Annotated in this window: 23 protein-coding genes; 12 read left to right on the forward strand and 11 right to left on the reverse strand. The window is 49.4% G+C overall.

Going from position 1 to position 24,329, the window contains the following annotated elements; all coding sequences use genetic code 11:
- Nucleotides 1-41: 41 nt before the first annotated feature.
- Entirely contained in the window at nucleotides 42-797 is a 756-nt protein-coding gene (locus GA0116948_RS06570) for an SDR family NAD(P)-dependent oxidoreductase (protein WP_089710301.1), read from the forward strand.
- Between the two features lie 115 nt (nucleotides 798-912).
- Entirely contained in the window at nucleotides 913-1,074 is a 162-nt protein-coding gene (locus GA0116948_RS21215) for a hypothetical protein (RefSeq protein ID WP_165798332.1), read from the forward strand.
- A gap of 59 nt (nucleotides 1,075-1,133) precedes the next feature.
- Here GA0116948_RS21215 and dprA read toward each other — a convergent pair whose 3' ends face one another.
- Nucleotides 1,134-2,234 (reverse strand): DNA-processing protein DprA, encoded by a 1,101-nt coding sequence (gene dprA, locus GA0116948_RS06575; protein ID WP_089710303.1) that lies wholly within the window; start codon nucleotides 2,232-2,234, stop codon nucleotides 1,134-1,136.
- 92 nt (nucleotides 2,235-2,326) lie between these two features.
- On the opposite strand from dprA, the gene GA0116948_RS06580 reads away from it, so the two are divergent.
- The gene (locus tag GA0116948_RS06580; RefSeq protein ID WP_089710305.1) at nucleotides 2,327-3,151 is read left to right on the forward strand and encodes a 5'-nucleotidase, lipoprotein e(P4) family; all 825 of its coding nucleotides are present in this window, start codon (nucleotides 2,327-2,329) and stop codon (nucleotides 3,149-3,151) included.
- A gap of 55 nt (nucleotides 3,152-3,206) precedes the next feature.
- On the opposite strand, the gene GA0116948_RS06585 is transcribed toward GA0116948_RS06580, so the two are convergent.
- From GA0116948_RS06585 to pckA, 5 genes are all read right to left on the reverse strand, one after another.
- Entirely contained in the window at nucleotides 3,207-4,535 is a 1,329-nt protein-coding gene (locus GA0116948_RS06585; protein ID WP_089710307.1) for a hypothetical protein, read from the reverse strand.
- 151 nt (nucleotides 4,536-4,686) lie between these two features.
- Nucleotides 4,687-6,579, reverse strand: coding sequence for an OmpA family protein (locus GA0116948_RS06590; protein WP_165798331.1), 1,893 nt, complete (start codon nucleotides 6,577-6,579; stop codon nucleotides 4,687-4,689).
- Nucleotides 6,580-6,670: 91 nt separating this feature from the next.
- Entirely contained in the window at nucleotides 6,671-7,288 is a 618-nt protein-coding gene (locus GA0116948_RS06595) for a 7-carboxy-7-deazaguanine synthase QueE (RefSeq protein ID WP_089710312.1), read from the reverse strand.
- 107 nt (nucleotides 7,289-7,395) lie between these two features.
- Nucleotides 7,396-8,283, reverse strand: a complete 888-nt coding sequence (gene folD / locus GA0116948_RS06600; protein WP_089710314.1) for a bifunctional methylenetetrahydrofolate dehydrogenase/methenyltetrahydrofolate cyclohydrolase FolD — start codon at nucleotides 8,281-8,283, stop codon at nucleotides 7,396-7,398.
- Nucleotides 8,284-8,478: 195 nt separating this feature from the next.
- Nucleotides 8,479-10,050 carry a phosphoenolpyruvate carboxykinase (ATP) gene (gene pckA / locus GA0116948_RS06605; protein WP_240619128.1) on the reverse strand — a complete coding sequence of 524 codons (1,572 nt, stop codon included), beginning with the start codon at nucleotides 10,048-10,050 and terminating at the stop codon, nucleotides 8,479-8,481.
- A gap of 274 nt (nucleotides 10,051-10,324) precedes the next feature.
- Between pckA and GA0116948_RS06610 the strand changes: the two genes are divergently transcribed.
- From GA0116948_RS06610 to GA0116948_RS06630, 5 genes are all read left to right on the forward strand, one after another.
- A complete protein-coding gene (locus GA0116948_RS06610; RefSeq protein ID WP_089710319.1) occupies nucleotides 10,325-11,617 on the forward strand; it encodes an aminopeptidase P N-terminal domain-containing protein in 1,293 nt (430 codons plus the stop codon).
- 107 nt (nucleotides 11,618-11,724) lie between these two features.
- The gene (locus GA0116948_RS06615) at nucleotides 11,725-12,486 is read left to right on the forward strand and encodes a CDP-alcohol phosphatidyltransferase family protein (RefSeq protein ID WP_165798330.1); all 762 of its coding nucleotides are present in this window, start codon (nucleotides 11,725-11,727) and stop codon (nucleotides 12,484-12,486) included.
- 64 nt (nucleotides 12,487-12,550) lie between these two features.
- Nucleotides 12,551-12,796, forward strand: coding sequence for a phosphoribosylformylglycinamidine synthase subunit PurS (gene purS / locus GA0116948_RS06620; RefSeq protein WP_089710323.1), 246 nt, complete (start codon nucleotides 12,551-12,553; stop codon nucleotides 12,794-12,796).
- 90 nt (nucleotides 12,797-12,886) lie between these two features.
- Nucleotides 12,887-13,555 (forward strand): 16S rRNA (cytidine(1402)-2'-O)-methyltransferase, encoded by a 669-nt coding sequence (gene rsmI, locus GA0116948_RS06625; protein ID WP_089710326.1) that lies wholly within the window; start codon nucleotides 12,887-12,889, stop codon nucleotides 13,553-13,555.
- Nucleotides 13,556-13,639: 84 nt separating this feature from the next.
- On the forward strand, nucleotides 13,640-15,520 hold the full coding sequence (locus GA0116948_RS06630) for a M1 family metallopeptidase (RefSeq protein ID WP_089710328.1): 1,881 nt from the start codon (nucleotides 13,640-13,642) through the stop codon (nucleotides 15,518-15,520).
- A gap of 155 nt (nucleotides 15,521-15,675) precedes the next feature.
- Here GA0116948_RS06630 and GA0116948_RS06635 read toward each other — a convergent pair whose 3' ends face one another.
- The 3 genes from GA0116948_RS06635 to GA0116948_RS06645 are packed head-to-tail and all read right to left on the reverse strand — an operon-like array spanning nucleotide 15,676 to nucleotide 17,032.
- The gene (locus GA0116948_RS06635) at nucleotides 15,676-15,885 is read right to left on the reverse strand and encodes a hypothetical protein (RefSeq protein WP_089710330.1); all 210 of its coding nucleotides are present in this window, start codon (nucleotides 15,883-15,885) and stop codon (nucleotides 15,676-15,678) included.
- A 53-nt stretch (nucleotides 15,886-15,938) separates the two neighbouring features.
- The gene (locus GA0116948_RS06640) at nucleotides 15,939-16,397 is read right to left on the reverse strand and encodes a hypothetical protein (protein WP_205686040.1); all 459 of its coding nucleotides are present in this window, start codon (nucleotides 16,395-16,397) and stop codon (nucleotides 15,939-15,941) included.
- A 47-nt stretch (nucleotides 16,398-16,444) separates the two neighbouring features.
- Nucleotides 16,445-17,032, reverse strand: coding sequence for an RNA polymerase sigma factor (locus tag GA0116948_RS06645; RefSeq protein ID WP_089710332.1), 588 nt, complete (start codon nucleotides 17,030-17,032; stop codon nucleotides 16,445-16,447).
- A 240-nt stretch (nucleotides 17,033-17,272) separates the two neighbouring features.
- On the opposite strand from GA0116948_RS06645, the gene GA0116948_RS06650 reads away from it, so the two are divergent.
- On the forward strand, nucleotides 17,273-18,202 hold the full coding sequence (locus GA0116948_RS06650; protein WP_089710334.1) for a cation diffusion facilitator family transporter: 930 nt from the start codon (nucleotides 17,273-17,275) through the stop codon (nucleotides 18,200-18,202).
- Nucleotides 18,203-18,250: 48 nt separating this feature from the next.
- Here the strand turns inward: GA0116948_RS06650 and rsmG are convergent, their stop codons facing one another.
- Nucleotides 18,251-18,889 carry a 16S rRNA (guanine(527)-N(7))-methyltransferase RsmG gene (gene rsmG / locus GA0116948_RS06655; protein ID WP_089710336.1) on the reverse strand — a complete coding sequence of 213 codons (639 nt, stop codon included), beginning with the start codon at nucleotides 18,887-18,889 and terminating at the stop codon, nucleotides 18,251-18,253.
- 126 nt (nucleotides 18,890-19,015) lie between these two features.
- Entirely contained in the window at nucleotides 19,016-20,155 is a 1,140-nt protein-coding gene (locus GA0116948_RS06660; protein WP_089710339.1) for a glycosyltransferase, read from the reverse strand.
- Nucleotides 20,156-20,408: 253 nt separating this feature from the next.
- Here GA0116948_RS06660 and tgt point away from each other — a divergent pair, with 253 nt between their 5' ends.
- The 3 genes from tgt to GA0116948_RS06675 all read left to right on the forward strand — a co-directional run bounded on the left by tgt (nucleotide 20,409) and on the right by GA0116948_RS06675 (nucleotide 24,297).
- Nucleotides 20,409-21,539 (forward strand): tRNA guanosine(34) transglycosylase Tgt, encoded by a 1,131-nt coding sequence (gene tgt, locus GA0116948_RS06665; RefSeq protein WP_089710531.1) that lies wholly within the window; start codon nucleotides 20,409-20,411, stop codon nucleotides 21,537-21,539.
- A gap of 77 nt (nucleotides 21,540-21,616) precedes the next feature.
- Entirely contained in the window at nucleotides 21,617-22,696 is a 1,080-nt protein-coding gene (locus GA0116948_RS06670; protein WP_089710341.1) for an LptF/LptG family permease, read from the forward strand.
- Nucleotides 22,697-22,971: 275 nt separating this feature from the next.
- A complete protein-coding gene (locus tag GA0116948_RS06675; protein ID WP_089710343.1) occupies nucleotides 22,972-24,297 on the forward strand; it encodes a citrate (Si)-synthase, eukaryotic in 1,326 nt (441 codons plus the stop codon).
- Nucleotides 24,298-24,329 lie beyond the last annotated feature (32 nt).

Consider the following 24,329-nt stretch of genomic DNA (forward strand, 5'->3'; position numbering starts at 1 on the left):
TGTTTACAGGAACCATCTCTTTACCCATAAATTATTAGTATATGGCTATCATTTTAATTACCGGCGCCACCGCAGGTTTTGGAAAAGCATGTGCAGAAAAATACGCCGCGGCTGGCTACAACCTTATTCTTACTGGCCGCCGTGCAGAAAGGCTGAAAACGCTGCAAACTACGCTGGAGGCGCAGCACGGCATTAAGATACTACCCCTGGCTTTTGATGTGCGCGACCAGGAAGCCGTAGCAAAGGTATTGGGCAATATCCCCCTGGCATGGCAGGCTATAGATATCCTGGTGAACAATGCCGGGGGCGCCAATGGCCTAAGTCCCATACAGGAAGGCGATGTGGAAGACTGGAACACAATGATAGATACCAATATAAAAGGCCTGCTCTATGTATCGCGGGTAGTAATGCCCTGGATGGTAGCGCGCCAGCAGGGCCATATTTTCAACATTGGCTCTATTGCGGGCAAGCAGGTATATGCCAAAGGCAATGTATACTGTGCTACCAAAGCCGCTGTAGATGCCATTTCCCAGGGCATGCGGATAGACTTGCTGCCCTACGGCATTAAAGTAACCGGCGTACACCCCGGTGCGGCGGAAACAGAGTTTTCCCTGGTGCGTTTCAAAGGCGATGCCCAAAAGGCCGCCGATGTGTATAAAGGCCTAACGCCCCTTACGGCGGAAGATATTGCCGATATCATCTTTTACTGTAGCCAGCTTCCCCGGCATGTTTGCATTAACGACCTGGTAGTAACCCCTCTACAGCAGGCTAACGCATTTTATTACGACCGGAAATAGGGCAGGGGAACGAATTTGTTTTAACACACATGTGTTATATAACGAATATTTTTTTTTACTATATTTGGTTTAATAGTTTCATTGTCTTCTATCCTATAACTATAACCATATCCCTATGCTTACATTCACCACTGTTTACCTGGTGCGCCTTTACTACCCTAAGTGGAAGGCACAATGGCGCCATTATGTTGCTGACACCCGCAGAGATGCCTATGGCCGTTGGGCTAAAAAGCAGGAATGGGAATCCAGCAAACCCTTTGCTTTCAGTTTTAGCTGAAATGCAGTACAAAAAATTTTATAACTATAGCTTCGCTGCCTGGCGAGGCTATAGTTTTTTTAGGCCATCGTATAATATTGTCCCGGCAAGCTTTTGATCACACATTGCATTTCAAGGCTTAGCACCGCGCTGGCCACCTCGCTGTTGGGCAGGGTACTATTCCGGAATATTTCGTCGATGTGCCTTGGCGCCTCGTCATTAAAAAGCGCTACCACAGCCTTCTCTATATGATTAAGGGTTAAGAACAAAGAAGGCTGCACCACAGATTTGACGGTGGGGAGATCCCAGCCCAGGGCATCTATAATATCTGCTGCGCCAGTCACCAATTGTGCCTTGTTGTTGCGGATCAGGGCATGGCAGCCAGCAGAAAGCTCATCGTTTATGCGCCCTGGCACAGCCAGTACATCCCGGTTGTAACTAAAGGCAATATCGGCTGTGATCAGGGAGCCGCCCCGCAACCCTGTTTCTATGACCAGGGTGGCATCGCTGATACCTGCCACAATACGGTTACGTTTAGGGAAATTTTGTTTGTCTGGCTGGGTGCCGCTGATGAAATCTGTCAGCAACGCCCCATTTTGCTGAATCATTTCCCGCGCCACGTCTTTATGTATGGCCGGGTACATACGATCCAGCCCATGCCCCAGGATACCAATGGTGGGTAAGCCATTGGCCAATGCTGCTTGGTGGGCAATGATATCAACGCCATAGGCCATGCCGCTTACAATGGTGATGCCCATGGGCGCCAGTCCGGCAATGAGTGTCTCGCATACCTCCCGTCCGTGCCTGGAGGGCTTGCGGGTACCAATAACGCTGAGCATGCGCGGCGCTTGCAGCGCTGCATCGCCCTTCTGATAAAGGAGTACCGGCGCATCGTGGCACTGGCGCAGCCGCTCCGGGTAGGCCGCATCGGTGTAAAACACAGGCTGAATTTGATATCGCGTGATAAAAGAAATTTCGGCCTCCACCCTTGCAAAATTGTTGAATTGCTTAATTTGTAGGGCCCTGAACTTCCCCACCTCCGGGATGGATGCCAGTTCGTGCAAACGCGCTTGAAAAAGATTACTCGCACTGCCAAAATGTTCTAGCAATCTTTTGGCCAGTACATCGCCAATGTGCGGGATCTGCGTAAGGGCTATCTGGTGTATGAGTTCCTGGGTCATGGTCAACAAAATGTATCACCTAATTTACACTCTTCCCCCCGATGATTTTTAATTTCCCCCATCATTAACATCAAATTTATTAAACCAGGCACATGTTTAAAAACCGCTTTTTTGTTTACTTATTTTTAGGAACCGCCGTGGCCTGCCATCCTGCCCACCAGGTGACCACTACGCCAAAAATTGCTACCACGCCACCTGTTACCATATTTCAGCCATATGGACCTGCATGGGCGGCGCTGTGGCAACAACAAGCTGCGGAGTACAAGGCGCTTTGTTTGCAGGCCTACCAATTGGCCGCATGGCGGGTAGATCAGGACCTGTTACAATCTCACTCAAAACCATTAGCCATCGTAACCGATATCGATGAAACGATATTAGACAATAGTCCGAATACAGTGCACCAGGCCCTCCAGGGAAAAGGATTTAACGAAAAGGATTGGGAGGAATGGACGGCCAAAGCAACCGCAGATACGGTGCCTGGAGCACTTACCTTTTTTAAATACGCCGCCGCCAAAGGCATCGATATTTTTTATATCTCCAACCGCTCCGAAGCAGAACGCAGTGGCACGTTGCAAAATCTTCAGCGCTGGAACTTTCCACAGGCCACGGGCGATCACCTGGTGTTGCGAGGAACTGCCTCCAGTAAAGAAGGCCGGCGTGAAGCGGTGGCCAGTACACACGAGATCATCCTGCTGGTAGGCGATAACCTGGGAGACTTTTCCGCTGCTTTTGAAAATCAACTGCCCGATGCCCGCACCCACGCGGTACAAAATGCAGCAGCGGATTTTGGCAAACGTTTTATCATCCTGCCTAATGTGATGTATGGCGATTGGGAACCTTCATTATACCACTATAAAAGAGGGTTGAGTATACTTCAAAAAGATGCTATTTTGCGAAGCAGTCTTCGCAACTACTAAATAAAAAAAATCCCTTGCCATAGTCGCCAGGGATTTTTTTATGCAATAGCTATTTTTACTGCCACCATAACACCGGCGGATTGGTACCCGCTGCCTTGAACGGCTTGCCATCTGCAGGCGGGGTAAGTTGGGCCGGAAAGCTAGACAAGGTGAAAGCCGTTACCTGCGCAGTAAGGTCTGTTAGGCCGGAAAATAAGCTGGTATTGGGTTGTGGCGTAGAAATGTTACTGAAGCAATTCACAATCAGGTTGGCCTCTGCCGCCGTAAAGGAGGCATTGTTCTGCAGCCGGATAGCCCCAAAATTATTGGCACTGCTTACTGTTACGTTAGCATAACTGTTAGCAATGGTGGTCTGGTGATTGATATCTACCAGCACATTGCCGGATATGCCGCCGCCTACCTGGGTAAGGGTGGTAAAATTGGCATAACAGGCGTCTATCCTGCCATTACTGCCCCGGTTAATGCCGGCAATACCACCTGTCATTTCCCCGTTAAGGGTACCATTAAATGCGCAGGCCAGGATGCTGCCATAATTGGCCCCGGCAATGCCCCCTGTATAAGAAATGGTAGGACCGGATACGTCAATGATACCATTCACCGTGCAGCCCACAATGGTGCCATAACTGGTGGCAGCAATGCCGCCCGAATAACCGTCGGATACAGATTTGGAGCCATCGGCAGAAAAGGTTAGCCGCACGTTTTTAATGATAGCGAAGGTATCCACATACTGGAAAAAGCCCAGTTCATTGCCGCCAAATTGTGTATTAGGATCGGAATAAAACGAAACATTGTTGAGTGCTTTGCCATTGCCATCGTAAGTGCCTTTAAACGTAGACCATATTGCTGCGCCATAGCGATGCAGGTTTTGTAAGGCGGTAAGCGAAGGGAAGGCAATGTCTTCCAGTTGCTTGTAATTACCGCTAAGGTCATACTCAATACCATGTATGTCGGCGTAAGTGCGTATACCGTATTGCTCTTTCAGGGTGGAAGTACTACCATGCGTACTGTCGGAAAAAGAGAGGGCGAGGGTGAGCGTGCCGTCGTTGTATACCTGCAGGTAATGGGTGAAGTCCAGGGTGTCAGTGCCGTTGTTGTCCAGCAGTCCTTTGCCTTGTACGGCTTGCTGGCCGGGCTTCAGGCCACCGGTGCTGGTGATGAGGTAGGTGAAACTCAGGTGGGGCCGGCCATTGGTTACGGGAATGACCACCAGGCTGTCCTGCAAGGCGCCAGCGCCATAACGCGTGAGTGGAAATTTAAATTGTGCGGTATATACTGTAGCACTATCGGGTATTGGCGGGGGCGTTTTTACCCTGTCTTTTTTAGAGCAGGCCCAGAAAGTAAGGGGCAGCAGCAACAGACTGGCATAGCGCAGATAGGTTTTCATATGGTTACATGTATTGTAGGTGTGTACTTTCAAAAATAGGGAATATATTTTACATAACTAACATATGTATGGCCCTTTATCAAACGCGCTTCAAGTAGTAAAAGCCCCGGCGCAGGTGATGGCCGGGGCTTGCAGTAAAAGGTGTTTTTATTTATTGAACGCCGGTGATCCTTACCTCGGTACGCCGGTTTTTAGCGCGGCCTTCTTCACTGCCATTGTCTGCAATGGGTTTGGTTTTTCCATAACCTTTAGCTTGCAGGCGGGTGGCGGCAATGCCTTTTTGCTGCAGGTAATTTACCACGGCTTTAGCACGGTTCTCCGACAATAACTGGTTGTCTTTGTCGGAGCCTACATTGTCTGTATGGCCACTGATCTCTATATGTAATCCCGGATTGTCTTGCAGCAGTTGTACCAGGCGGTCCAGTTCAGGCAGGGAACCGGGTTCCAGGGCGTAGGCTTTGTTGTCGAAGAAAATGTTGTGCAGGATGGTCACTGCGTCGGTGGCGATGGGTTGCAACGGAATGTTTTGCGTAGTGGGCGTATCGCCAATTGTGGTCTTCAGCGAGAAATTGCCGGAGTAAAAAAGATAACCGGGTTTGTTCACGTTAAATGCATAGTCTTTTCCCACCGGCAGCGGCACCAGGTAATGGCCGTCTGCATCGCTTTTTACACTGGCTATTACCAGGCCGGTTTGCAGGTCTATGAGGTCCAGGGTGGCCTGTAAATGGGCATTGCTCTTCACATCATACACAAATCCTGTAACATAGAGCGTTTGCAAGGGACGTGCTGCGGGGTATAACTCAAAGCTGTAGATATCCAATGCGCCGCGGCTATCGGAGCGGTCGGAGGCGAAGAAAGCGGTTTTGCCATCAGCGGCCACAAACAGGCTGGCGTCTTCATCGATGGTGTTAATGGGGAAGCCTAGATTCACTGCCGGTCCCCACTGCCCGTTGGGCTGGCGGCGGCTGTAAAAAATATCCATGCCACCATAGCCGGGATGACCGTTGGATGCAAAGAAGAGGGTTTGATTATCTGCATGGATAAAAGGGGTGGTTTCATTGCCGGGCGTATTGATGTTGGAATCCAGTCGCACCGGCACATCCCAGCTACCATCCGGCTTGCGTTGCGACATGAAAATATCGTATCCCGCATCTGTGGTGGCGCGGGTAAAATACAGGGTTTGGTTATCCGGTGCCAGGCAGGGCTGAGAGTCCCACCCACGGGTATTGATAGGGGCACCCATATTTTGGGGTGGCAGCCAGCCGCCATCTTTATTACGCAGGCTTACATACAGGTCGCAACTGCCCCTGCCATTGGGGAAATCGCAGCCAGTGTACACCAGCATGCTGCCATCCTGAGAAATATTTTGTGCGCCTTCATTAAATTCTGTATTCACCGGCTCGCCCATATCTTTTGCGGCCCCCCAGCTTTGGGCGGCACTGTCCCATTGCGAAATATAAAAGTCTTCATTGCGGCCCCCTACCCGCCGGGTAAATACCAGGGTTTTCCCGTCTATGGTTGCTGAAGGAAAATATTCAGGGTCTTTGGTATTAATGCCCGGGCCCAGGTTGTGCGGCTGGAAAGGCACGTTGGTAGCAGCTTGTACGGCAAATTCGAAGTTGGCCTTGAGCGATTTTACCAAGGGGCTTTGCCGCTGGGGCGTGCTGTATTGGTTTACTATCGCCAACGCCTGTACGAAGTTTCCCATGCCCGCCAGTGCGCGTGCATAGGAGAGCATCACGGGGGCCAGGCCGGCTTCGTCTATGCTTTTTAATTTTTCAAAGGCTTTGATAGCATTTGGATAATCTTTAAGCTCGGAATAGGTAAGTCCCATCTGGCCATAGGCATCGGCAAAATTCGGTTCTATCTTAATGGCTTCTTCCAACGATCGCAAGGCCTGCGCCGGCTGGTAATTGCGCATGGCGTTAAGGGCCTCGTCGAAGCTGGCTTTTGCTTTCTTTTTGGCCGTTTCGTAAGTCACTGCCTGCGCGCGCAGGAAGGTATGGCAGGCCAGCAGCAGGAAGAGCAATACAGGCTTTTTCATGGCGGAAAATTGTGGTACAACAATACATAATAAACGCGGCATTACGCAATAGCTGCGCGATCCCGCGTTTAGTAAAAATGAAAAGAATCCCTTAGGGTACGTTGATGTACTTATGTGTTTGCAAAGAAAGCTGCCACTGTGGATGCGCTTTAATGTAATCCACAATGAGGGGGGTCATGGCGTCGGCCTTGCTCCATTCTGGTTGCAGGTACAGCTTACAGTGGTGACCAGCCAGGGCCGCATGTTCTTCCGCCCAGGCAAAGTCAGCCTTATTAAAGATCACCACTTTCAGTTCGTGCGCTGCCGCACTTACTGCGGGCAGGGGTGCCTTAAATTTTTTGGGAGACAGTGTGATCCAGTCCCAATCACCGCTCAGGGGCGAGGAGCCGCTGGTTTCCATATGGGTACGGAAACCGGCTGCATGTAAGGTAGTGCAAAGCACGTCCAGGTTATGCAGCAGTGGCTCTCCGCCAGTAATCACGGCCAGCCGGCCCGGGAAGGCCGCTGCTTTGGCTACCAGGTCGGTAATGGCCACTTGCGGGTGCTTGTTTTCGTCCCAGCTTTCCTTTACATCGCACCAGTGGCAACCCACATCACACCCGCCCAGGCGGATGAAATACGCGGCCTGACCCTGGTACATGCCTTCTCCCTGCAACGTGTAGAAGTCTTCCATCACTGGCAATGTATCGGTCAATTGAAGCGTAGTCATGGTGATTTATTTGCGGACAAGGGGTAGCCTGTAGCAGGCGCCTGTAGGCATTCCCTTCAGGAATAGCAGCTTTAGCCTGATACATTTTACCAGGTACCCTGTACAATTTAATTCAATTTCACCTGCTGCCCCTGCGATGCGAAGTACGTGTTTTTTAGCAGGGCTGCGATGGTCATAGGGCCTACGCCGCCGGGCACGGGGGTGATGAAGCTGGCTTTTTCGGACACTTCCTTAAAGTTAACGTCGCCCACAAGCCGGGAGCCGCTTTTCTTAGTAGCATCGGCAATGCGGTTAATACCCACATCAATAATCACCACGCCCTCTTTTACCATATCTGCGGTTACAAAATCAGGACGGCCAATAGCGGCCACGATTATATCGGCTTGCAGGCAGATCTCTTTCAGGTTGGTGGTCTGCGAGTGGCAAATAGTCACGGTGCAGTTGCCCGGATAACTGTTGCGGCTCAGCAATATGCTCATGGGCGTACCCACGATATGACTGCGGCCAATCACCACGGCATGTTTGCCCTTAGTGGGAATCCGGTAGTGTTCCAGCAGTAGCATAATGCCATAAGGCGTAGCAGGGATAAAGGTGGGCAAACCACTTACCATCCGGCCTACATTCGCCGGGTGAAAACCGTCTACATCCTTGTTCGGATCTATCGTATTAATCACCAGCTCTTCGTTGATATGTTTGGGCAGGGGCAATTGCACCAGGATGCCATCTATATCAGCATTTTCATTCAGGGATCGGATGTGATCGAGCAGGTGTTGTTCTGATATCTGGGCATCGAAGCGCAGCAGGGTAGAGTTGTAGCCAATTTCCGCGCAGGATTTTACCTTGGAGGCTACATAAGTTTCGCTGGCTGGATTAGTACCCACCAGGATGGCGGCGAGATGGGGAACTTTTTTGCCGAGGGCTTTCAATTCCGTTACTTTTTCCGCTAGTTGCTTTTTGATCGTTTCTGAAACGAGCTTACCATCTATGATTTGCATGCGCAAAGGTATTAATTTTTGAGAGGATTTTCAGTTATGGCGGGCAGGGATTAAACTCATTGTTGGGATAGTGTGGATCAGCCGGGCATTGCCCGAAAAAAAACCACCTCCGGAAGGAGGCGGTTACAAATAGCGTGGAATAAATAAGTGGAATAAAATAACGGATGGAATTTATAAAGGGCAAAAAAACAATTTTTATACATGGGGCCCTGCGGCCAGTATGGCTGGTGGAGTATGTGCCGTGTATTGCTCAAAATTTTCGACGAACAGATGGGCCAGGGCCATCGCCTGCCGGTCGTAAGTGGTGGCATCCGGCCAGGTGTTGCGCGGGTCTAGCAGGTGTTCCGGTACACCGGGGCAGTATTCCGGCATGGCAAATCCAAATAAAGGATCTTCCTTATAGGCCAGGTTGTCCAATTGACCTGCTAGTGCAGCGCTGATCAGTGCACGGGTGTGGGATAATTTCATGCGCGCTCCCACGCCGTAGGGGCCGCCCGTCCAGCCGGTGTTTACCAGCCACACATTTACCTGCTGTTGCTGCATACGCTCACCCAGCATAGTTGCGTACCTGGCGGGGTGCAGCGGCAGGAATGGCGCGCCGAAACAGGCGCTGAACGTGGCTTTGGGTGCGTTCACACCCGCCTCGGTACCCGCCACGCGGGCGGTGTATCCCGAAATAAATTGATACATGGCCTGCTCCGGGGTAAGTTTGGCAATGGGCGGCAGTACCCCGTATGCATCGCAGGTGAGGAAGAAAATATTTTTAGGCAACTGACCGATGGATGGTTCCAGGGTGTTGTCGATATAGTGCAAAGGATAAGATACCCGGGTGTTTTCTGTAATACTTTTGTCGGAAAAATTCACGGTACGGGTGCCGGGATAAAAGCCGATGTTTTCCAGCAAAGCTCCCTCGCGGATGGCTTGGAATATTTGTGGCTCTTTGTCGGCACTGAGGTCTATGGTTTTGGCGTAACAGCCGCCTTCAAAATTAAAGACACCTGAAGCTGTCCAGCCATGCTCATCGTCGCCAATGAGTTTACGCGCCGGATCGGTGCTCAGCGTAGTTTTGCCGGTGCCGCTCAGGCCAAAGAAAATGGCCGTATGTCCATCCTTTCCCTGGTTGGCAGCGCAGTGCATGCTCAGCACATTTTTATCCTGAGGTAAAATATAATTGAGGATGGTGAAAATGCCCTTTTTAATTTCGCCGGTGTAGGATGAGCCGCCAATCAGGATCATTTTTTTGGTGAAGTTCACTATAGTGAAATTTGGCTGTCGGGTGCCATCTTCTGCCGGGTTGGCCAGGAAGCCGGGAACCTGCAGGATGGTCCATTCGATGCTGCCATATTCAAGTTCTTCCTCAGTAGGGCGTAGAAACATGTTATGAGCAAACAGGCTGGCCCAGGGTGTTTCGGTAATTACTCTGATGTTTATGCGATACTGCTGATCGGCACAGGCATAACTGTCGCGCACCCATACCTCTTTTTCTGAAAGGTAATGGGCTATTTTCTGCTGTAGCTGATCAAAAACAGCCGGTGTTACGGGGATGTTAAAATCATTCCAGTATACAGTGTTTGCCGTGATAGCGTCTTTGACAATATATTTGTCCTTGGGCGAACGGCCGGTAAATGCGCCAGTATTAATGGCCAGTGCGCCAGAATCTGCCAGCATGCCTTGTTGGCGGGCCAGGGTCTGCGCTACCAGCTCTTCCGGGCTTAATTGATAATAGCATTGCGCTACGTTCTCAATGCCCAGGTCTTGTAGATCCATGGTTGGATGCTTTATACTTCCAATCTCCATAAAGAAAGATTGTTTTGGTGTAAAGGCAAAACTAGTAATTTTTTGAATCTGTCAAATTATTCCCCTGTTAAACTGTAAAATATATTTTTTGTGCCACTTTTTGGCTTCTGTATTAGATTTATTTCAATAAAGATCGGTTGTTTTGCTAAATTTATCTAATTAATTTAGCAGGTCAGGATGCTTTGCCCGTTTCGCCGAATTGTACTAGGTTTGGCCTCCGCCAATTTCATTTAAATTCAGGAACATGAAACATTTGCCACTAGACCCACAGCTATTTATTAAGAACCGTCAGCGCTTCGTGGCTAAGATGTTGCCGCAGGCAATTGCCATTTTTAATGCCAACGATGAGTTGCCAACCAATGGCGACGCCCTCTATGCGTTTAAACAAAATTCAGATCTTTACTGGCTCACAGGCATTCAGCAGGAAGATACCATGCTGGTACTATTCCCAGATAATCCAGATCCGAAATACCGGGAAGTGCTGGTACTGATGCGTCCTAATGAGTTGAAAGAAAAATGGGATGGCCGCCGTCTCCGCAAAGCAGAGGCTACCGCTATCTCCGGCATACAAACCATTGTATGGCTGGATAGCCTGGAAGGCCTTTTACAACCCTGGATTCATGAAGCGGTACATATTTACCTGAACAGTAATGAAAATAATCGCCGCCACAACCGCGTGGCTGTACGCGACGATCGCTATACGCAGGAGCTAAAAGCGAAATACCCGTTGCACCAATTCCAGCGCGCTGCCGTTATCCTCAAAACCCTGCGCGCCGTGAAAACACCGGAAGAAATAGCCGTGATGCAGGTGGCTATGGATATTACTGAAAAAGCTTTCCGCCGCGTGGCGCAATTTATCCGTCCTGGGGTATGGGAACATGAAATACAGGCGGAGATCCTGCACGAGTTCCTGCGCAACCGCTCTGCCGGCGAGGCCTACGGCTCTATTATTGCCAGCGGCGACCGGGCCCGCACCCTGCATTATGTATCTAATAACGCACAGTGCCTCGATGGGGAGTTGATCCTCATGGACTTTGGTGCAGAATACGGCGGCTATAATGCAGACCTTACCCGCACCGTGCCTGTAAATGGTAAGTTTAGCAAACGTCAGCGCGAAGTGTACGACGCCTGCCTGCACTTGCATAATTTCTGCAAAGCCACCTTGCGCCCTGGCATTAAAGTGAGTGATTACCACGAGCTGGTAGGGGTGGAAGCCGGCAAGCAATTTGTAAAAATAGGCCTGCTGCAACAAAGTGATATAGACCACCAAGACCCAGAAAATCCAGCCTACCGCAAATACCTCTATCACGGCATTTCCCATCACCTGGGCGTAGACGTGCACGACCTGGCCCCATCTTTCCTGCAACCGCTGGAAGAAGGTGCCGTACTTACCGTAGAACCAGGCATATATATCGAAGAAGAACAAATGGGAATCCGGATTGAAAACAATATCTGGATAAAAGCCAGTGGGAATGTAGACCTGATGAAGAGCATACCGCTTACTGCCGATGAAGTGGAAGCAGCGATGAAGCATTAAATTTTATTTCCTGGATGGGAGAGGATGATTTTTGCAGCGGTCTTTGGATCATATTACCAAAATTCCCATCTTACACTTATTTCGCCCGCAGGGGCGAATCATTTACTATGAAGCAAATTCCAAACATCCTCACTTTAGGAAATCTATGTTGCGGCGCCCTGGCGATTATTTTCATCCTCAACGCTCCGCAGTATATCGCAACGTTCAATAATAATGAATACAGCATCATCAATCCTGAACCAGTGTACTGGGCATCTGCCCTGGTAGTGCTGGCCGGCGTGTTTGATTTTTTCGATGGCTTGGCTGCACGGTTACTCCGCGTACAATCGCCTATGGGCAAGGAGCTAGACAGCCTGGCCGATGTAGTTAGCTTTGGGTTGGTGCCTGGTATGATGCTTTACCGCCTGTTGCGCAGTGCTTATATGGAGCTGCCTGACGTATTCGACGTGTCTAATATCAACCTGTTGCCAGCCTTGCTGGTACCCTGTTGCTCGGCATACCGCCTGGCAAAATTTAATATTGATACCCGGCAATCAGAACACTTCATGGGGGTGCCTACTCCGGCGGTAGGCTTACTGGTGGCCAGTTTTCCGCTAATTATGTTGTACAACCCCTTTAACCTGGCGCATTTTCTGCAAAATATCTGGATATTGTACGGGATCATTGCCGTACTGTGTTACCTTATGGTGGCCGATATTCCGATGATGAGCCTCAAGTTTAAAGGACTGAAAGACAAAGGCAATATTCCCCGCCTCGTTTTAATAGTGCTTACCGCAGCGGCTATACCTTTGCTGGGCTTTGCTTCCGTGCCATTTGCATTTGTCCTGTACGTAGTGTTATCATTGGTTGTAAAGCCACGCAGCGCTTAAAAACAATTTAACGGCGGCGGTTTTCAACCATTTTTTGTAGGTTTGCGTCAAATTTTTACAGATCATGACATTTACTGCACATATCAATGTGATGCCACTAAAGGAACTGCTGGACCCGCAAGGAAAGGCTGTAATGGGAGGATTAAAAAACCTGGGCATTAGCCAGGTGCAGGATGTGAGGATAGGCAAGCATATCACGTTGCAGATCGAGGCAGATTCCGCGGAAGCAGCTAAAACACTGGCCGAAACCGCGTGTCAGAAGTTACTCGCCAACCAGGTAATGGAGTCTTTCGAAGTTAGCATTGCATAATAATCCGAAACGTTTTTAAATGGTTAAAGGGAAGTCCGGCCACCTTGCGGGATTTGTCTTTAACCATTCACTTTTTTAAATCTTTCCCGGATGAAACTGTTCCTCATTCCATCACCCATTGGCAACCTGGCAGACATCACTTACCGGGCGGTAAAGGTGTTGGAAGCATCATCCCTCATCCTGGCGGAAGATACCCGTACATCGGGCATTTTACTGAAACATTACAACATCCAGACGCCCATGACGGCGTATCACCAGCACAACGAGCATAAGGTATTACAACACCTGGTGCAGCAATTGCAATCGGGCAAACAAATGGCCCTGCTCACCGATGCTGGCACGCCCGGTGTATCGGATCCGGGCTTCCTGCTGGTGCGGGAATGTGTGCGGGCCGGCATCCCCGTGGAATGCCTGCCTGGTGCCACTGCCTTTGTACCTGCGCTGGTAAACAGTGGCATCCCCATGAACCGGTTTTCTTTCGAGGGTTTCCTGCCCCTGAAGAAAGGCCGGCATACCCTGCTCACCCAACTTAGTACCGACGAGCGCACCATGGTGTTTTACGAATCGCCCATGCGGCTGCTGAAAACGCTGGACGATTTTATCCAATACTTTGGCCCCGACCGGCAGGTATGTGTAAGCCGGGAGCTCACTAAAATGTTTGAAGAAAATAAACGGGGCAGCCTCCAGGAAGTGCGCGATTATTTCCAGGAAAAGGGAGTGAAAGGGGAGATCGTGATCGTGCTGGCCGGCAAGGATTAACCACTTGAAAAATAATTAACGCAAATCCCGGTGTCAACCCTACTTTTTCCTACTTTTAGCCGTCTAAACAGCTAAAGAAAACGAATGCATACATATCTTCTGAAACAAGGCCTTGTCCTTGTTGCCCTTACCTCTGCCACCCTACTGGCCCATGCACAAGCCGATCGCTGGCAGCAGCACGTAAACTACAATATGGATGTAACGGTAGATGCCCAAGCGCACACCTTCACCGGCACGCAGCATCTGGAATACACCAACAATTCGGAGGATACGCTCAAAAAAGTTTTCTACCACTTGTACTGGAACGCCTTTCAGCCCGGCAGTATGATGGATGTACGCAGCCGTGAATTGGGTAAGATCACCCTGCCAAACGGTCGCCCCGATTGGGACAACCGCGTGCGCGACCGCATTGCTAACCTGAAGCCCGATGAAATTGGCTACCAACAAATATCCAATTTTAAATATAATGGCCGCCCGCTTACGCCGCAGGTAATCGGTACCATCCTGGAAGTAGCGCTGGACAAGCCTATTCTGCCCCATAGCAGGGCTACTTTTGATCTTACTTTTAAAGCACAGGTACCCGTGCAGATACGCCGCAGTGGTCGCGATAACAAAGAAGGGGTAGACTATTCCATGTCGCAGTGGTACCCGAAACTTTGTGAGTACGATTATGAAGGCTGGCATGCCACGCCTTACATTGCCCGCGAATTTTATGGCGTATGGGGAGATTATAAGGTGAATATTACCATTGATAAAAGGTATGTTCTGGCGGGTACCGGCTACCTGCAAAATCCGCAGGAAATAGGTTATGGCTACGAAGCCGAGGGCAGTAAAGTAACCCGCCCCGCCGGCCAAACGCTTACCTGGCGCTTCAACGCACCCAATGTACATGACTTCGTCTGGGCCGCTGATCCAAACTACCAGCACTTGAAAACACAAATAGATGGTCCCGAAGGTTTCACCGCCCATTTCTTTTTCCTGCCCAACGATACCACCAATGTAAGCTGGCCGGTGCTGGTACGCCGCCTGCCCGAAGCCTATCAATACATTAAAGCCCATTATGGCGCTTACCCTTATAAGCAATATTCCTTTATTCAGGGCGGAGATGGTGGCATGGAATATCCCATGGCTACCCTTATCATGGGCAATGGTACCCCGGAAGGGCTGTACGGCGTGGCCATGCACGAGTGGATGCACAGTTGGTACCAGGGCATGTTTGCTACCAATGAAAGCCTGTATCCCTGGATGGACGAGGGTTTTACCACCTTTGCCGAAAATTACATCATCTATAATACCACCGATTCACTGAAAGGCCGCTGGCCCCTGCTGGATTCTTACCGTGGTTATTTTTACCTGGCCGCCAGCGGCCTGGAAGAGCCGATGAGTACACATTCCGATCATTACAATACCAACTTTGGTTACAGCCTTACTGCCTATTCCAAAGGTGCTACCTTCATGGAGCAACTGGGTTACGTAATGGGTGCCCCTGTGCGAGATGCGGGCCTGCTGCGTTATTACCGCACCTGGCGTTTTAAACATCCTAATCCTAATGATTTCATCCGTGTGATGGAGCAGGAGAGTGGCCTGGCGCTGGACTGGTATAAACAGTATTTTGTAAACTCTACCAAACACATTGATTATGCAGTAGACAGTGTGTATGCACAGGACAATAAAACCGTAGTACGCCTGCGTCGCATCGGCGGGTTTCCCATGCCGATAGACCTGGTGGTGACTCCCAAAAATGGCGATCCGGTGATGCATTACATACCGCTTACCATCATGTACGGACAGAAGCCCAATGAATATCCTGGCATGCAGCGAATGGTACATGAAGGATGGCCATGGGTAAATTATACTTACGACGTGATAGTAGACGCTCCGTTAAATAGCCTAAAAACAATAGAGATAGATCCTAGTTTGCGCCTGGCCGATGTGAACAGAAAGAATAATAAAGTGACGTTATAAAATTAGTAAGTGTGTAAGGGATGCATCCCGCATTAAACACAAATCCCCCGCACCCTGTGGTCCTGGTGCGGGGGATTTTTTGTGGCGGGGCGGAAATCCCGTAGGCGTGTGTGGTCCCACAGCCATGGATTGCGGCCCTGCCATGTATGCAAGCGTTACTCTAACGGCGCACATTCGAAACCTTCCTGATGTACGAACGCGATGATGGCTGCCTCCTGCAATTGCGGGGCTTCTACGCGCAATACCTTGTCGCAGTCATCAAGGTCTACATGGCAGGATTGCACGGGGAACCGGTTTTGCAGGGCACTAACAATATGTTGCCGGGCATCGGTCGTATTAATATTGGTCTTAAAAATGCCAATCATAACAGTCAGGTTTTAGAATAAGCGGAATGTTGATATAACGTAATTGTAAAAAGTTAAGCCATGTCGCTGCCTGGCTCAGGGGGCGGTGCGGGGCTGGTTTTATCGTCGTCAAAGGGGAAGCCTGGTTCGCGGTACTGACCGCGTTCCCGGTCGCGGAAGTGGTTGCCAAAATCCCGGAAGCGGTCGCGGTTAAAGCCGCACTTGCGAAAATTTTCGCGCAGTTTGTTGCGTTCCTCTTCAGACATATGCGCCAGCTTATCGCGCATTTTTTCGCGCCAGTGTTCGCGTCCTCTCCAACCCCAGTGTCCAGACTTGCCGCCACTCAATAAAAGCTTGCTGAGTACAAACAGTCCAAATGCCTGCCAGAAAGAGATAATGGGTCCATGGAAAAGCGTTGGCACCAGCCAGTTCCACAAAGACATCACCACGAAGCCGATGATTGCCACGAAGGCCACAACGCAGCATAAAATTTTAATTCCTTTCCTGGCTTTCCAGCCACGTTCATATTTCATGATTTGTATTTTTAAAAGTTAGGGGTACATACAGTGGCCCGCTTTCCTCAACGATCAGACAGCTCCTGGTACAGATCGGCCAGACGCTCCCGCAGGTATAGCACAGCGTACCGTTTACGTGATAAAAGTGTATTAACTGATACGCCCATGTCGGCACTCATTTCTTTAAAAGACTTGCCCTCTACCTCATGTTGAAGGAATACCGTGCGCTGCTCTTCCGGCAATTCTTCAATGGCTTCCATAATGCTTTCCAGCATCAGTTTGCGCAGCATAGGCATATCGGCGCTGGCAGCCGTGTCGCTTAGCAATTCGGCCAGGAAAAAACTTTCTTCCCCATCTCTTTCCTGCACGTGTTCGGAAAAAGTGGTTTCCCGCTTTTTGCGGAACCAATCGGTGATGCGGTTGCGTGTAACGGCAAACAGCCAACTGGTGATAGAATCTACCTGGCTGCCCAGGCGGAGGTATTCGGTAAACTGATAAAAAACATCTTGCAGGATATCCTCGGCATCCGCCACATTTTTTACCCGCTTCCGGATAAATTGCAGCAGTCTTTTTCGCTCCTGCTGCACCGTAGCCTGGATACGCTCATTTTGTTCCTGCGACATGGGCATGTTTGTAAGGAGCAAATCTTTCATCTTATTAAGGAAGACGAATGATCAGGTCCCATATTTTAAGTAAAGGAAACTATTTTTCACCAGCCGGTACCGGTCTGGCAGCAAGGCATGTTACCCCCCCTTTCTCCCGGTTTAACACGAGGTTATCATTTTTGCCAAACGCTTGCAGAGCAAGCCCAAAGCCGCCATAGCGGGCTATTTTTGCCACTATGTTTCATTTTTTAGAAAATCCCTGCCCGGAATTTAATTTATTTTTACTGCATGGCACACGATCACGACCACGGGCATGGGCACCAGCACCATCATCACGGACAATTGCCGGCAGGCGGACATTTGAACAAGGCGTTCATAATGGGTATTATCCTGAACCTCGTTTTTGTGGTTATTGAATTTGGTGCCGGCTTCTTCAGCCAATCCTTGGCCCTTATTTCAGATGCTGGCCATAATCTGATGGATGTGGCCAGCCTGGGCCTTTCATTGCTGGCCTTCCGCCTGGCCAAAGTAAAGCCCAACGAAACTTTCACCTTCGGTTACCGCAAAAGCACCATCCTGGCGTCTATGTTCAATGCCATTATCCTGCTGGTGGGTATGGGTTTCGTGGCATATGAGGCCATTGAGCGCATTGGCCGCCCTGAGATAGTGAAGGGCAACGTGGTGGCCATTGTAGCTTCCATTGGTATAGTTGTAAATGCGGCCACAGCCTTGCTGTTTTTCCGCGATAAGGAACATGACCTCAATGTAAAAGGCGCTTACCTCCACATGGTGGCCGACGCGCTGGTATCACTGGGTGCAGTAGTGGTGGGTGTCATCATTATTTTCACGCACTGGTACTGGCTGGATGCTGTGGTCAGTATCGCCATTATTATCGTGATCGTGGTGAGTACCTGGCATTTGCTGAGTGATAGCCTGAAACTAGCCATGGACGCCGTACCAGAAGGAATAGAAATGGACAAGGTAAAAGCGGTGGCCCTGAAGATCAATGGGGTAAAGGCCATTCATCATATTCATATCTGGGGCATGAGTACTACAGAAAACGCGCTCACTGCCCAGGTATTGGTAGATAGTACGAGTTCCATGGAAGCCATAGAAAATATTAAAAAAGATTTCCGCCATGAAATGGAACATCTTAACATTCAGCACGTAACTATAGAAACGGAGCTAAATATGGACACCGATACCTGTTGCGATTAGCACCATTATAGCATGCAAAAGCCCCGTATCCCGGGGCTTTTCATAGCTTTAATTTTTCACGTACACCATATATTTCTCCTTAAAATATTCCTCGGGAAACAAGTCATAAATATGCGTAAGGGCAGGCCGTGTGCCACTCAATGAAATCTCTTCATGCAAGTCGCCTCCCTTTAAACAAATAAGCCCCGGCCTTACCATCGTGGGATCATGGATAGCGCGGTTACTGGATTTTACCAGCGGCTTGCTCCAACGCCAAAGGTCTTGCAGGGGCGCTACTGCCCGCGATACCACGAAATCGAACTTACGGTTTTTAATCTCCTCCACCCGGCTATGGGCCGTGGTAACATTTTGCAATCCCAGCGCCGCCGCTACTTCCTGCACCACCTTTATTTTCTTACCAATAGAATCTACCAGGTGAAACTGTACATCCGGGAAAAATATGGCCAGCGGGATGCCCGGAAAGCCACCACCCGTACCCAAATCCAGTACCTGGGTACCATCGGCAAAGCTGTGTGCTGCGGCAATGCTGAGCGAGTGCAGCACATGTTTTTCGTACAGCGATTCAATATCCTTGCGGGATATCACATTGATCTTTTCATTCCACTCCTGGTAGAGTCCTGACAACGCCTGCATTTGCTGCAATTGTACAGGCGTAAAATCATCGAAGTACTTAAGGATAATGTCCATGGCCGCAAAGGTAAGTAAATGTAGGCGGTACAGTGGAGGTAGGGCGGGGAAAATGTATGGGATCAGGCATAAAAAAAAGGTACAAAGCTTGGCTACTTTGCACCTCTCAGATCGTTAATGGCATTATCACTTCCACTTATTCGGCTTGGGTTTCAGCACGAAGGCAGGGATGAAAATAATGTAATACACCACCATCAATATATCCATGAGCCAACTATACCAGAAAAGGTCTTTTTCGTCCAGCCGCTTCATGGCGGAGTAAGTGATGATAGACTGCACCAGTATCTTCACGCCGAGAATACCCAGCGTCCATTCCAGCATGGGGCGATAAAACAAGCTTGCAATGAGCAGGGGGTAAAATAACAACTGGCTGGTGGTGAACAGGCCCAGCCAGAATTTATGCACAAAACGATAGTGCTTGCCGGTAGACATATGCCGGGTTTTCTGCTGGAACCAGGCCCTCCAGGTAGGTTTGGCCTCCGAGTAGGTAAAGGCGTTCTTATCGATCACCACCGATACATTATCTGGTGTGGCCGCCATGTTTACAAACAGGTCATCGTCGCCGGAAGCGATGTGCTGGTGAGAGGTAAATCCTTTGTGGCGGAAAAACAGGTCCCGTTTATACGCCAGGTTACGGCCCACGCCCATGTAAGCTACGCCCGCCAGGGCATAAGAAAGGTATTGCATGGCGGAGAAAAAAGTTTCGTAGCGGATCATCTTATTCAGGAAGCCCGGCCGCTTCACATATGGGCCATAGCCCAACACGATCTCTTTACCGTCTGTAAAACCCTGGCTCATGAGCGACAGCCAGTGGGTGCTGGCGGGTTTGCAATCGGCATCGGTGAGCAGCACATTTTCGTGCTGGGCCCCTTTAAGACCAATAGAAAGGGGATATTTTTTGCCTGGAATAAATTGTGCAGATTGTTTAATTTCTATCTGGCGGAAATGGCTGTAGCCAGGCTCTATGGAACGGAGATAATATTTACTGTCGTCTTCGGAGTTATCATTTACCACAATCACTTCGTAAGCCGGCGTATCGTGGCCGTGATAGCGCTGCTGGAGAATGGCGGGCAGGTATTTTTGCAGATTATGTTCCTCGTTCTTTGCGCAGATAATCACCGATACATCCGCAGTAGGTGGTGCGTCCGCCTCTAATTTATTTTTAAAAAAAGCCAGGCGTGAAAACAAAACTAAATAATATAATACCTGTATACCTGCCACCCCGGCAAATGTATAAAATGCGATTAATCCCAGATCTTGCAACATATTAGGAACAAAAATATATTTTTTTCTTTATTTGTATAATGTTGTGGATAAAATCGCTCATTTAGGAATAGTCCCGGCACAAGCCGGCCCTTTTAGGAGAATGGGAGCAGAATGACCAGGTATAAGGTTTAGTGAAGGCTAAACATTTTTTGGGCCTATCCCGGATGCGCCATGACCATTGATCCCGGAACGTGATAACAAACATAAAACTTTTGAGATACTTTTGCAGGCTGTAATACATAAAATTGATCATTTGAATTTTGAACTAACCGGCACCGACCCTGCCAGCCGCGCCCGCGCCGGGGTACTAACTACCGGCCATGGGGTCATTAACACCCCTATTTTTATGCCGGTGGGTACAGTAGGCAGTGTAAAAGCGTTGACCCAGGAACAGCTACGGCAAGATGTACAAGCGCAGATTATCCTGGGTAATACCTATCATTTATATTTGCGCCCCGGCCTGGAAGTACTGTCGGCCGCAGGGGGGCTGCATAAATTCAACGGCTGGGAACGTCCTATCCTGACAGACAGTGGTGGCTACCAGGTGTTTTCCCTGGCGGCCAACCGGAAGATTAAAGAGGAAGGAGTAGTGTTTCAAAGTCATATTGATGGCAGCCGCCACCTGTTCACGCCTGAAAGTGTGATGGATATACAGCGCACCATTGGGGCAGATATTATTATGGCCTTCGACGAGTGCCCGCCATACCCTTCAACATATGCGTATGCCAGGAAGTCTATGGAACTTACCCACCGCTGGCTGGATCGTTGCATACAGCGCCTGGCCGAAACATCGCCGGCCTACGGGCATGAACAAACGTTGTTTCCCATTGTGCAGGGCAGCACTTTTAAAGACCTGCGCACCATTTCCGCCACGGAGATTGCGGCCAGGGAATGTGCAGGCAATGCCATTGGTGGTTTGAGCGTTGGCGAGCCGGAACAGGATATGTATGAAATGTGCGAACTGGTGTGCGACATCCTGCCCAAAGACAAGCCCCGCTACCTGATGGGGGTGGGTACGCCTTGGAACATACTGGAAAACATAGCACTGGGGGTAGATATGTTCGATTGTGTAATGCCCACCCGCAACGGGCGTAACGGCATGCTTTTTACCTGGAATGGTGTGATTAACATCCGCAATAAAAAGTGGGCCACAGACTTTTCGCCCATCGATGCACAAAGTTCCTGTTTTGCCAGCCGCAATTATAGCCGGGCATACCTGCGCCACCTGTTCGTGGCCGGCGAATACCTGAGCCTTACGCTGGCCAGCATGCATAACCTGCGTTTTTACCTGGAGCTGGTGGCCGAAGCACGGCAGCAAATACTGGCGGGTACCTTTGCCGCCTGGAAAGCCAGCATGATACCCCAGCTTAAAACCAGGCTATAAGGCGAATTAACTAAATGCTAACAGCTATCCGCCCCCGGGCGGGTAGCCCAAAGGATTCCGCTCCTTATATTTGACCCATGAAAAAGCTCGACTGGTATATCTTTAAAAAATTCGTCGGTACGTTTTTTTATTCGCTTATCATCTTACTCGTCATTTCCGTTGTAATAGATATCACGGAAAAGGTGGATGATTTTATGCGCAATAACCTTACGTTGAAGACCATTATTTTCGATTACTACATCGGGTTTATTCCTTCCATTGCGGCTTTGCTGTTTCCTCTTTTCATTTTTATTTCGGTAATCTTCTTCACCTCTAAAATGGCCTACCGATCCGAAATCATTGCCATCCTGGCATCGGGCGTAAGTTTCCGCCGCTTTTTGAGGCCTTATTGGGTGGGTGCTTTTTTCTTCGGTGGTGTGCTCTGGCTGGCCAATCGCTGGGTGGTACCCAATGCCAACCGCATTGTTACTTCCTTCCAGGAAAATTATGTGCGCCGCCATGAAGACGTATTGGCCATTTACGATAAAACAGTGCGGATAGATAGTTTCAATTACGTAACCTTTGGTTCCTGGGATCCTAATTATAAGTCTGGTGCCACTTTCGTAATGCAGGAAATCCATCGCCAAAATATTGCCTACAAGCTCAAGGCAGACCGTATTACCTGGGACTCTGTGGCCCATAAATGGAAGATGTACAATATTTCTATGCGCCATATTAACGGTCTCAAAGAAACCTGGACTTACAAACAGGACTCGCTTATGAAACTGCGCATTACGCCGGAGGAGCTGATTAACAAGCGGGATGAGCAGGTGGCGATGACCACGCCCCAGCTTACCGATTACATTAACCGTCAGCAATTGCGGGGTGCAGAAGGCCTGAATACCTACTTAGTGGAAAAATACCGGCGCACGGCGGCAGCTTTCATGGTGGTAATCCTTACACTGATCGGCGGGGTCATTGCATCCAGGAAAGTGCGGGGCGGCAGTGGCCTGCATTTGGCCATTGGCATCGTGATCAGCGCTACTTATATCATCTTTCTTCAATTTGCCACCGTATTCTCCACCAAGTCTAACTTAAACCCGCTGCTAGCCGTTTGGATACCCAATGTAATCTTTGGCGCGCTGGCTTTTTACCTGTACAGAAGGGCGCCCAAATGATCCTAAAACCGTCTTTGTAATGGGGCGTAGCAAATGTTATATTTTTCAAAAAATATTGAAAGAAATGAAAAATTTGACTTTCATTAAGGAATAAAAATGTAATATTTGCGGAACCTTGTGAACAACGGGGAAGGCTGATCTAATTCCGTGTGTTTCGCCCGCTGGGGCCATGTTGCAGCCATATGCCGCTACGGAAAACCTGCTTTATATTAGTTTAAAATACAACTGTAAATGCTTATTTTTAATATTTACTACGTTATAAACATCACTGCACAATGGTCCAGATAAAAGATAAATTTAAGGTTAAGGCTGATGAACTGAACGCCACAGTGAAGGAGATATTGAAAGAACATGGAAGCGACAAAATTGGTGAAGTAACGGTAGCCCAGGTGTACCAGGGTATGCGGGGTATTACCGGGCTTGTTTCGGAAACATCTTTACTGGATGCCAATGAGGGCATCCGTTTCAGGGGTTATTCTATCCCTGAGTTGCGCGAAAAACTACCCAAGGTTAATGGTGGTGCAGAACCTTTACCCGAAGGATTATTTTACCTGATGCTGATTGGAGAACTGCCCGACACGGAGCAGGTGCAGGAGCTTTCCGGTATACTGGCCCGTCGTTCGCATGTACCCAATCATGTATTTGCTACGATAGACGCATTGCCCATCAATACCCATCCCATGACCATGTTTACCACGGGAGTGCTGGCTTTGCAAACAGAGTCGCTATTTGCCAAAGCATATGCAGATGGCATTAATAAAAAAGAATACTGGGGCTACATGTATGAAGATGCATTGAATCTGATTGCCCGACTGCCCCGTGTTGCCGCTTACATTTACCGGCGTAAATACAAGAACAATTATCATATTCAACCCAACGGCATGCTCGATTGGGCGGGAAACTTTGCCCATATGCTGGGTTATGAAGACGAAGGCTTCAAGGAACTGATGCGCTTGTACATGACCATCCATGCAGATCATGAAGGAGGTAATGTAAGCGCCCACACTACTCATTTGGTAGGCTCTGCGCTGAGCGATGCTTACTTATCGTTTGCTGCAGGTATGACCGGCCTGGCTGGCCCGCTGCATGGCCTGGCCAATCAGGAAGTGATTAAATGGATTCTGGCAATGCAACAAGAGTTGGGCGGCGGCACTCCTACCAAAGAGCAAATTGCCGCCTACGTACGCAAAACCCTGGCCGATGGTAAGGTAGTACCAGGCTATGGCCATGCGGTACTGCGCAAAACAGATCCCCGTTTCACCGCGCAGATGGAGTTTGCCAAAAAGCACCTGCCGGATGATGCGCTGGTAAATATTGTATGGAATGTGTATGAAACCGTTCCGCCTATCTTACAGGAACTGGGCAAGGTTAAAAATCCCTGGCCCAATGTAGACGCGCATTCTGGTGCCCTACTGGTGCATTACGGTTTGGTGGAATACGAATTCTACACCGTGCTTTTTGGCGTTTCGCGTGCACTCGGTGTACTGGCCTCTCTTTGCTGGGATCGCGTCATGGGCCAGCCGTTGGAACGTCCAAAGTCGGTAACTTCTGAGTGGATGCAGTTGTTTGTTACCGGAAAGGCGGAAGCCAGTGCAGAATAAGCAGTAAGTGCCAACATCATAAAAGAGCAGGC

The sequence above is a fragment of the Chitinophaga costaii genome (assembly GCF_900094705.1).
GTDB classification, from domain to species: Bacteria; Bacteroidota; Bacteroidia; order Chitinophagales; family Chitinophagaceae; genus Chitinophaga; species Chitinophaga costaii.

Excerpts from the sequence above, each read along its gene's own strand:
- dprA (WP_089710303.1), bottom strand. The coding sequence starts at position 2,234 with ATGACCCAGGAACTCATACACCAGATAGCCCTTACGCAGATCCCGCAC.
- GA0116948_RS06615 (WP_165798330.1), top strand. The coding sequence starts at position 11,725 with ATGAAGCAAATTCCAAACATCCTCACTTTAGGAAATCTATGTTGCGGC.
- folD (WP_089710314.1), bottom strand. The coding sequence starts at position 8,283 with ATGCAAATCATAGATGGTAAGCTCGTTTCAGAAACGATCAAAAAGCAA.
- rsmI (WP_089710326.1), top strand. The coding sequence starts at position 12,887 with ATGAAACTGTTCCTCATTCCATCACCCATTGGCAACCTGGCAGACATC.
- GA0116948_RS06645 (WP_089710332.1), bottom strand. The coding sequence starts at position 17,032 with ATGAAAGATTTGCTCCTTACAAACATGCCCATGTCGCAGGAACAAAAT.
- GA0116948_RS06635 (WP_089710330.1), bottom strand. The coding sequence starts at position 15,885 with ATGATTGGCATTTTTAAGACCAATATTAATACGACCGATGCCCGGCAA.
- GA0116948_RS06640 (WP_205686040.1), bottom strand. The coding sequence starts at position 16,397 with ATGAAATATGAACGTGGCTGGAAAGCCAGGAAAGGAATTAAAATTTTA.
- GA0116948_RS06570 (WP_089710301.1), top strand. The coding sequence starts at position 42 with ATGGCTATCATTTTAATTACCGGCGCCACCGCAGGTTTTGGAAAAGCA.
- GA0116948_RS21215 (WP_165798332.1), top strand. The coding sequence starts at position 913 with ATGCTTACATTCACCACTGTTTACCTGGTGCGCCTTTACTACCCTAAG.
- pckA (WP_240619128.1), bottom strand. The coding sequence starts at position 10,050 with ATGGATCTACAAGACCTGGGCATTGAGAACGTAGCGCAATGCTATTAT.
- GA0116948_RS06595 (WP_089710312.1), bottom strand. The coding sequence starts at position 7,288 with ATGACTACGCTTCAATTGACCGATACATTGCCAGTGATGGAAGACTTC.
- GA0116948_RS06675 (WP_089710343.1), top strand. The coding sequence starts at position 22,972 with ATGGTCCAGATAAAAGATAAATTTAAGGTTAAGGCTGATGAACTGAAC.
- GA0116948_RS06630 (WP_089710328.1), top strand. The coding sequence starts at position 13,640 with ATGCATACATATCTTCTGAAACAAGGCCTTGTCCTTGTTGCCCTTACC.
- rsmG (WP_089710336.1), bottom strand. The coding sequence starts at position 18,889 with ATGGACATTATCCTTAAGTACTTCGATGATTTTACGCCTGTACAATTG.
- GA0116948_RS06590 (WP_165798331.1), bottom strand. The coding sequence starts at position 6,579 with ATGAAAAAGCCTGTATTGCTCTTCCTGCTGCTGGCCTGCCATACCTTC.
- GA0116948_RS06670 (WP_089710341.1), top strand. The coding sequence starts at position 21,617 with ATGAAAAAGCTCGACTGGTATATCTTTAAAAAATTCGTCGGTACGTTT.
- GA0116948_RS06660 (WP_089710339.1), bottom strand. The coding sequence starts at position 20,155 with ATGTTGCAAGATCTGGGATTAATCGCATTTTATACATTTGCCGGGGTG.
- purS (WP_089710323.1), top strand. The coding sequence starts at position 12,551 with ATGACATTTACTGCACATATCAATGTGATGCCACTAAAGGAACTGCTG.
- GA0116948_RS06610 (WP_089710319.1), top strand. The coding sequence starts at position 10,325 with ATGAAACATTTGCCACTAGACCCACAGCTATTTATTAAGAACCGTCAG.
- GA0116948_RS06585 (WP_089710307.1), bottom strand. The coding sequence starts at position 4,535 with ATGAAAACCTATCTGCGCTATGCCAGTCTGTTGCTGCTGCCCCTTACT.
- GA0116948_RS06580 (WP_089710305.1), top strand. The coding sequence starts at position 2,327 with ATGTTTAAAAACCGCTTTTTTGTTTACTTATTTTTAGGAACCGCCGTG.
- GA0116948_RS06650 (WP_089710334.1), top strand. The coding sequence starts at position 17,273 with ATGGCACACGATCACGACCACGGGCATGGGCACCAGCACCATCATCAC.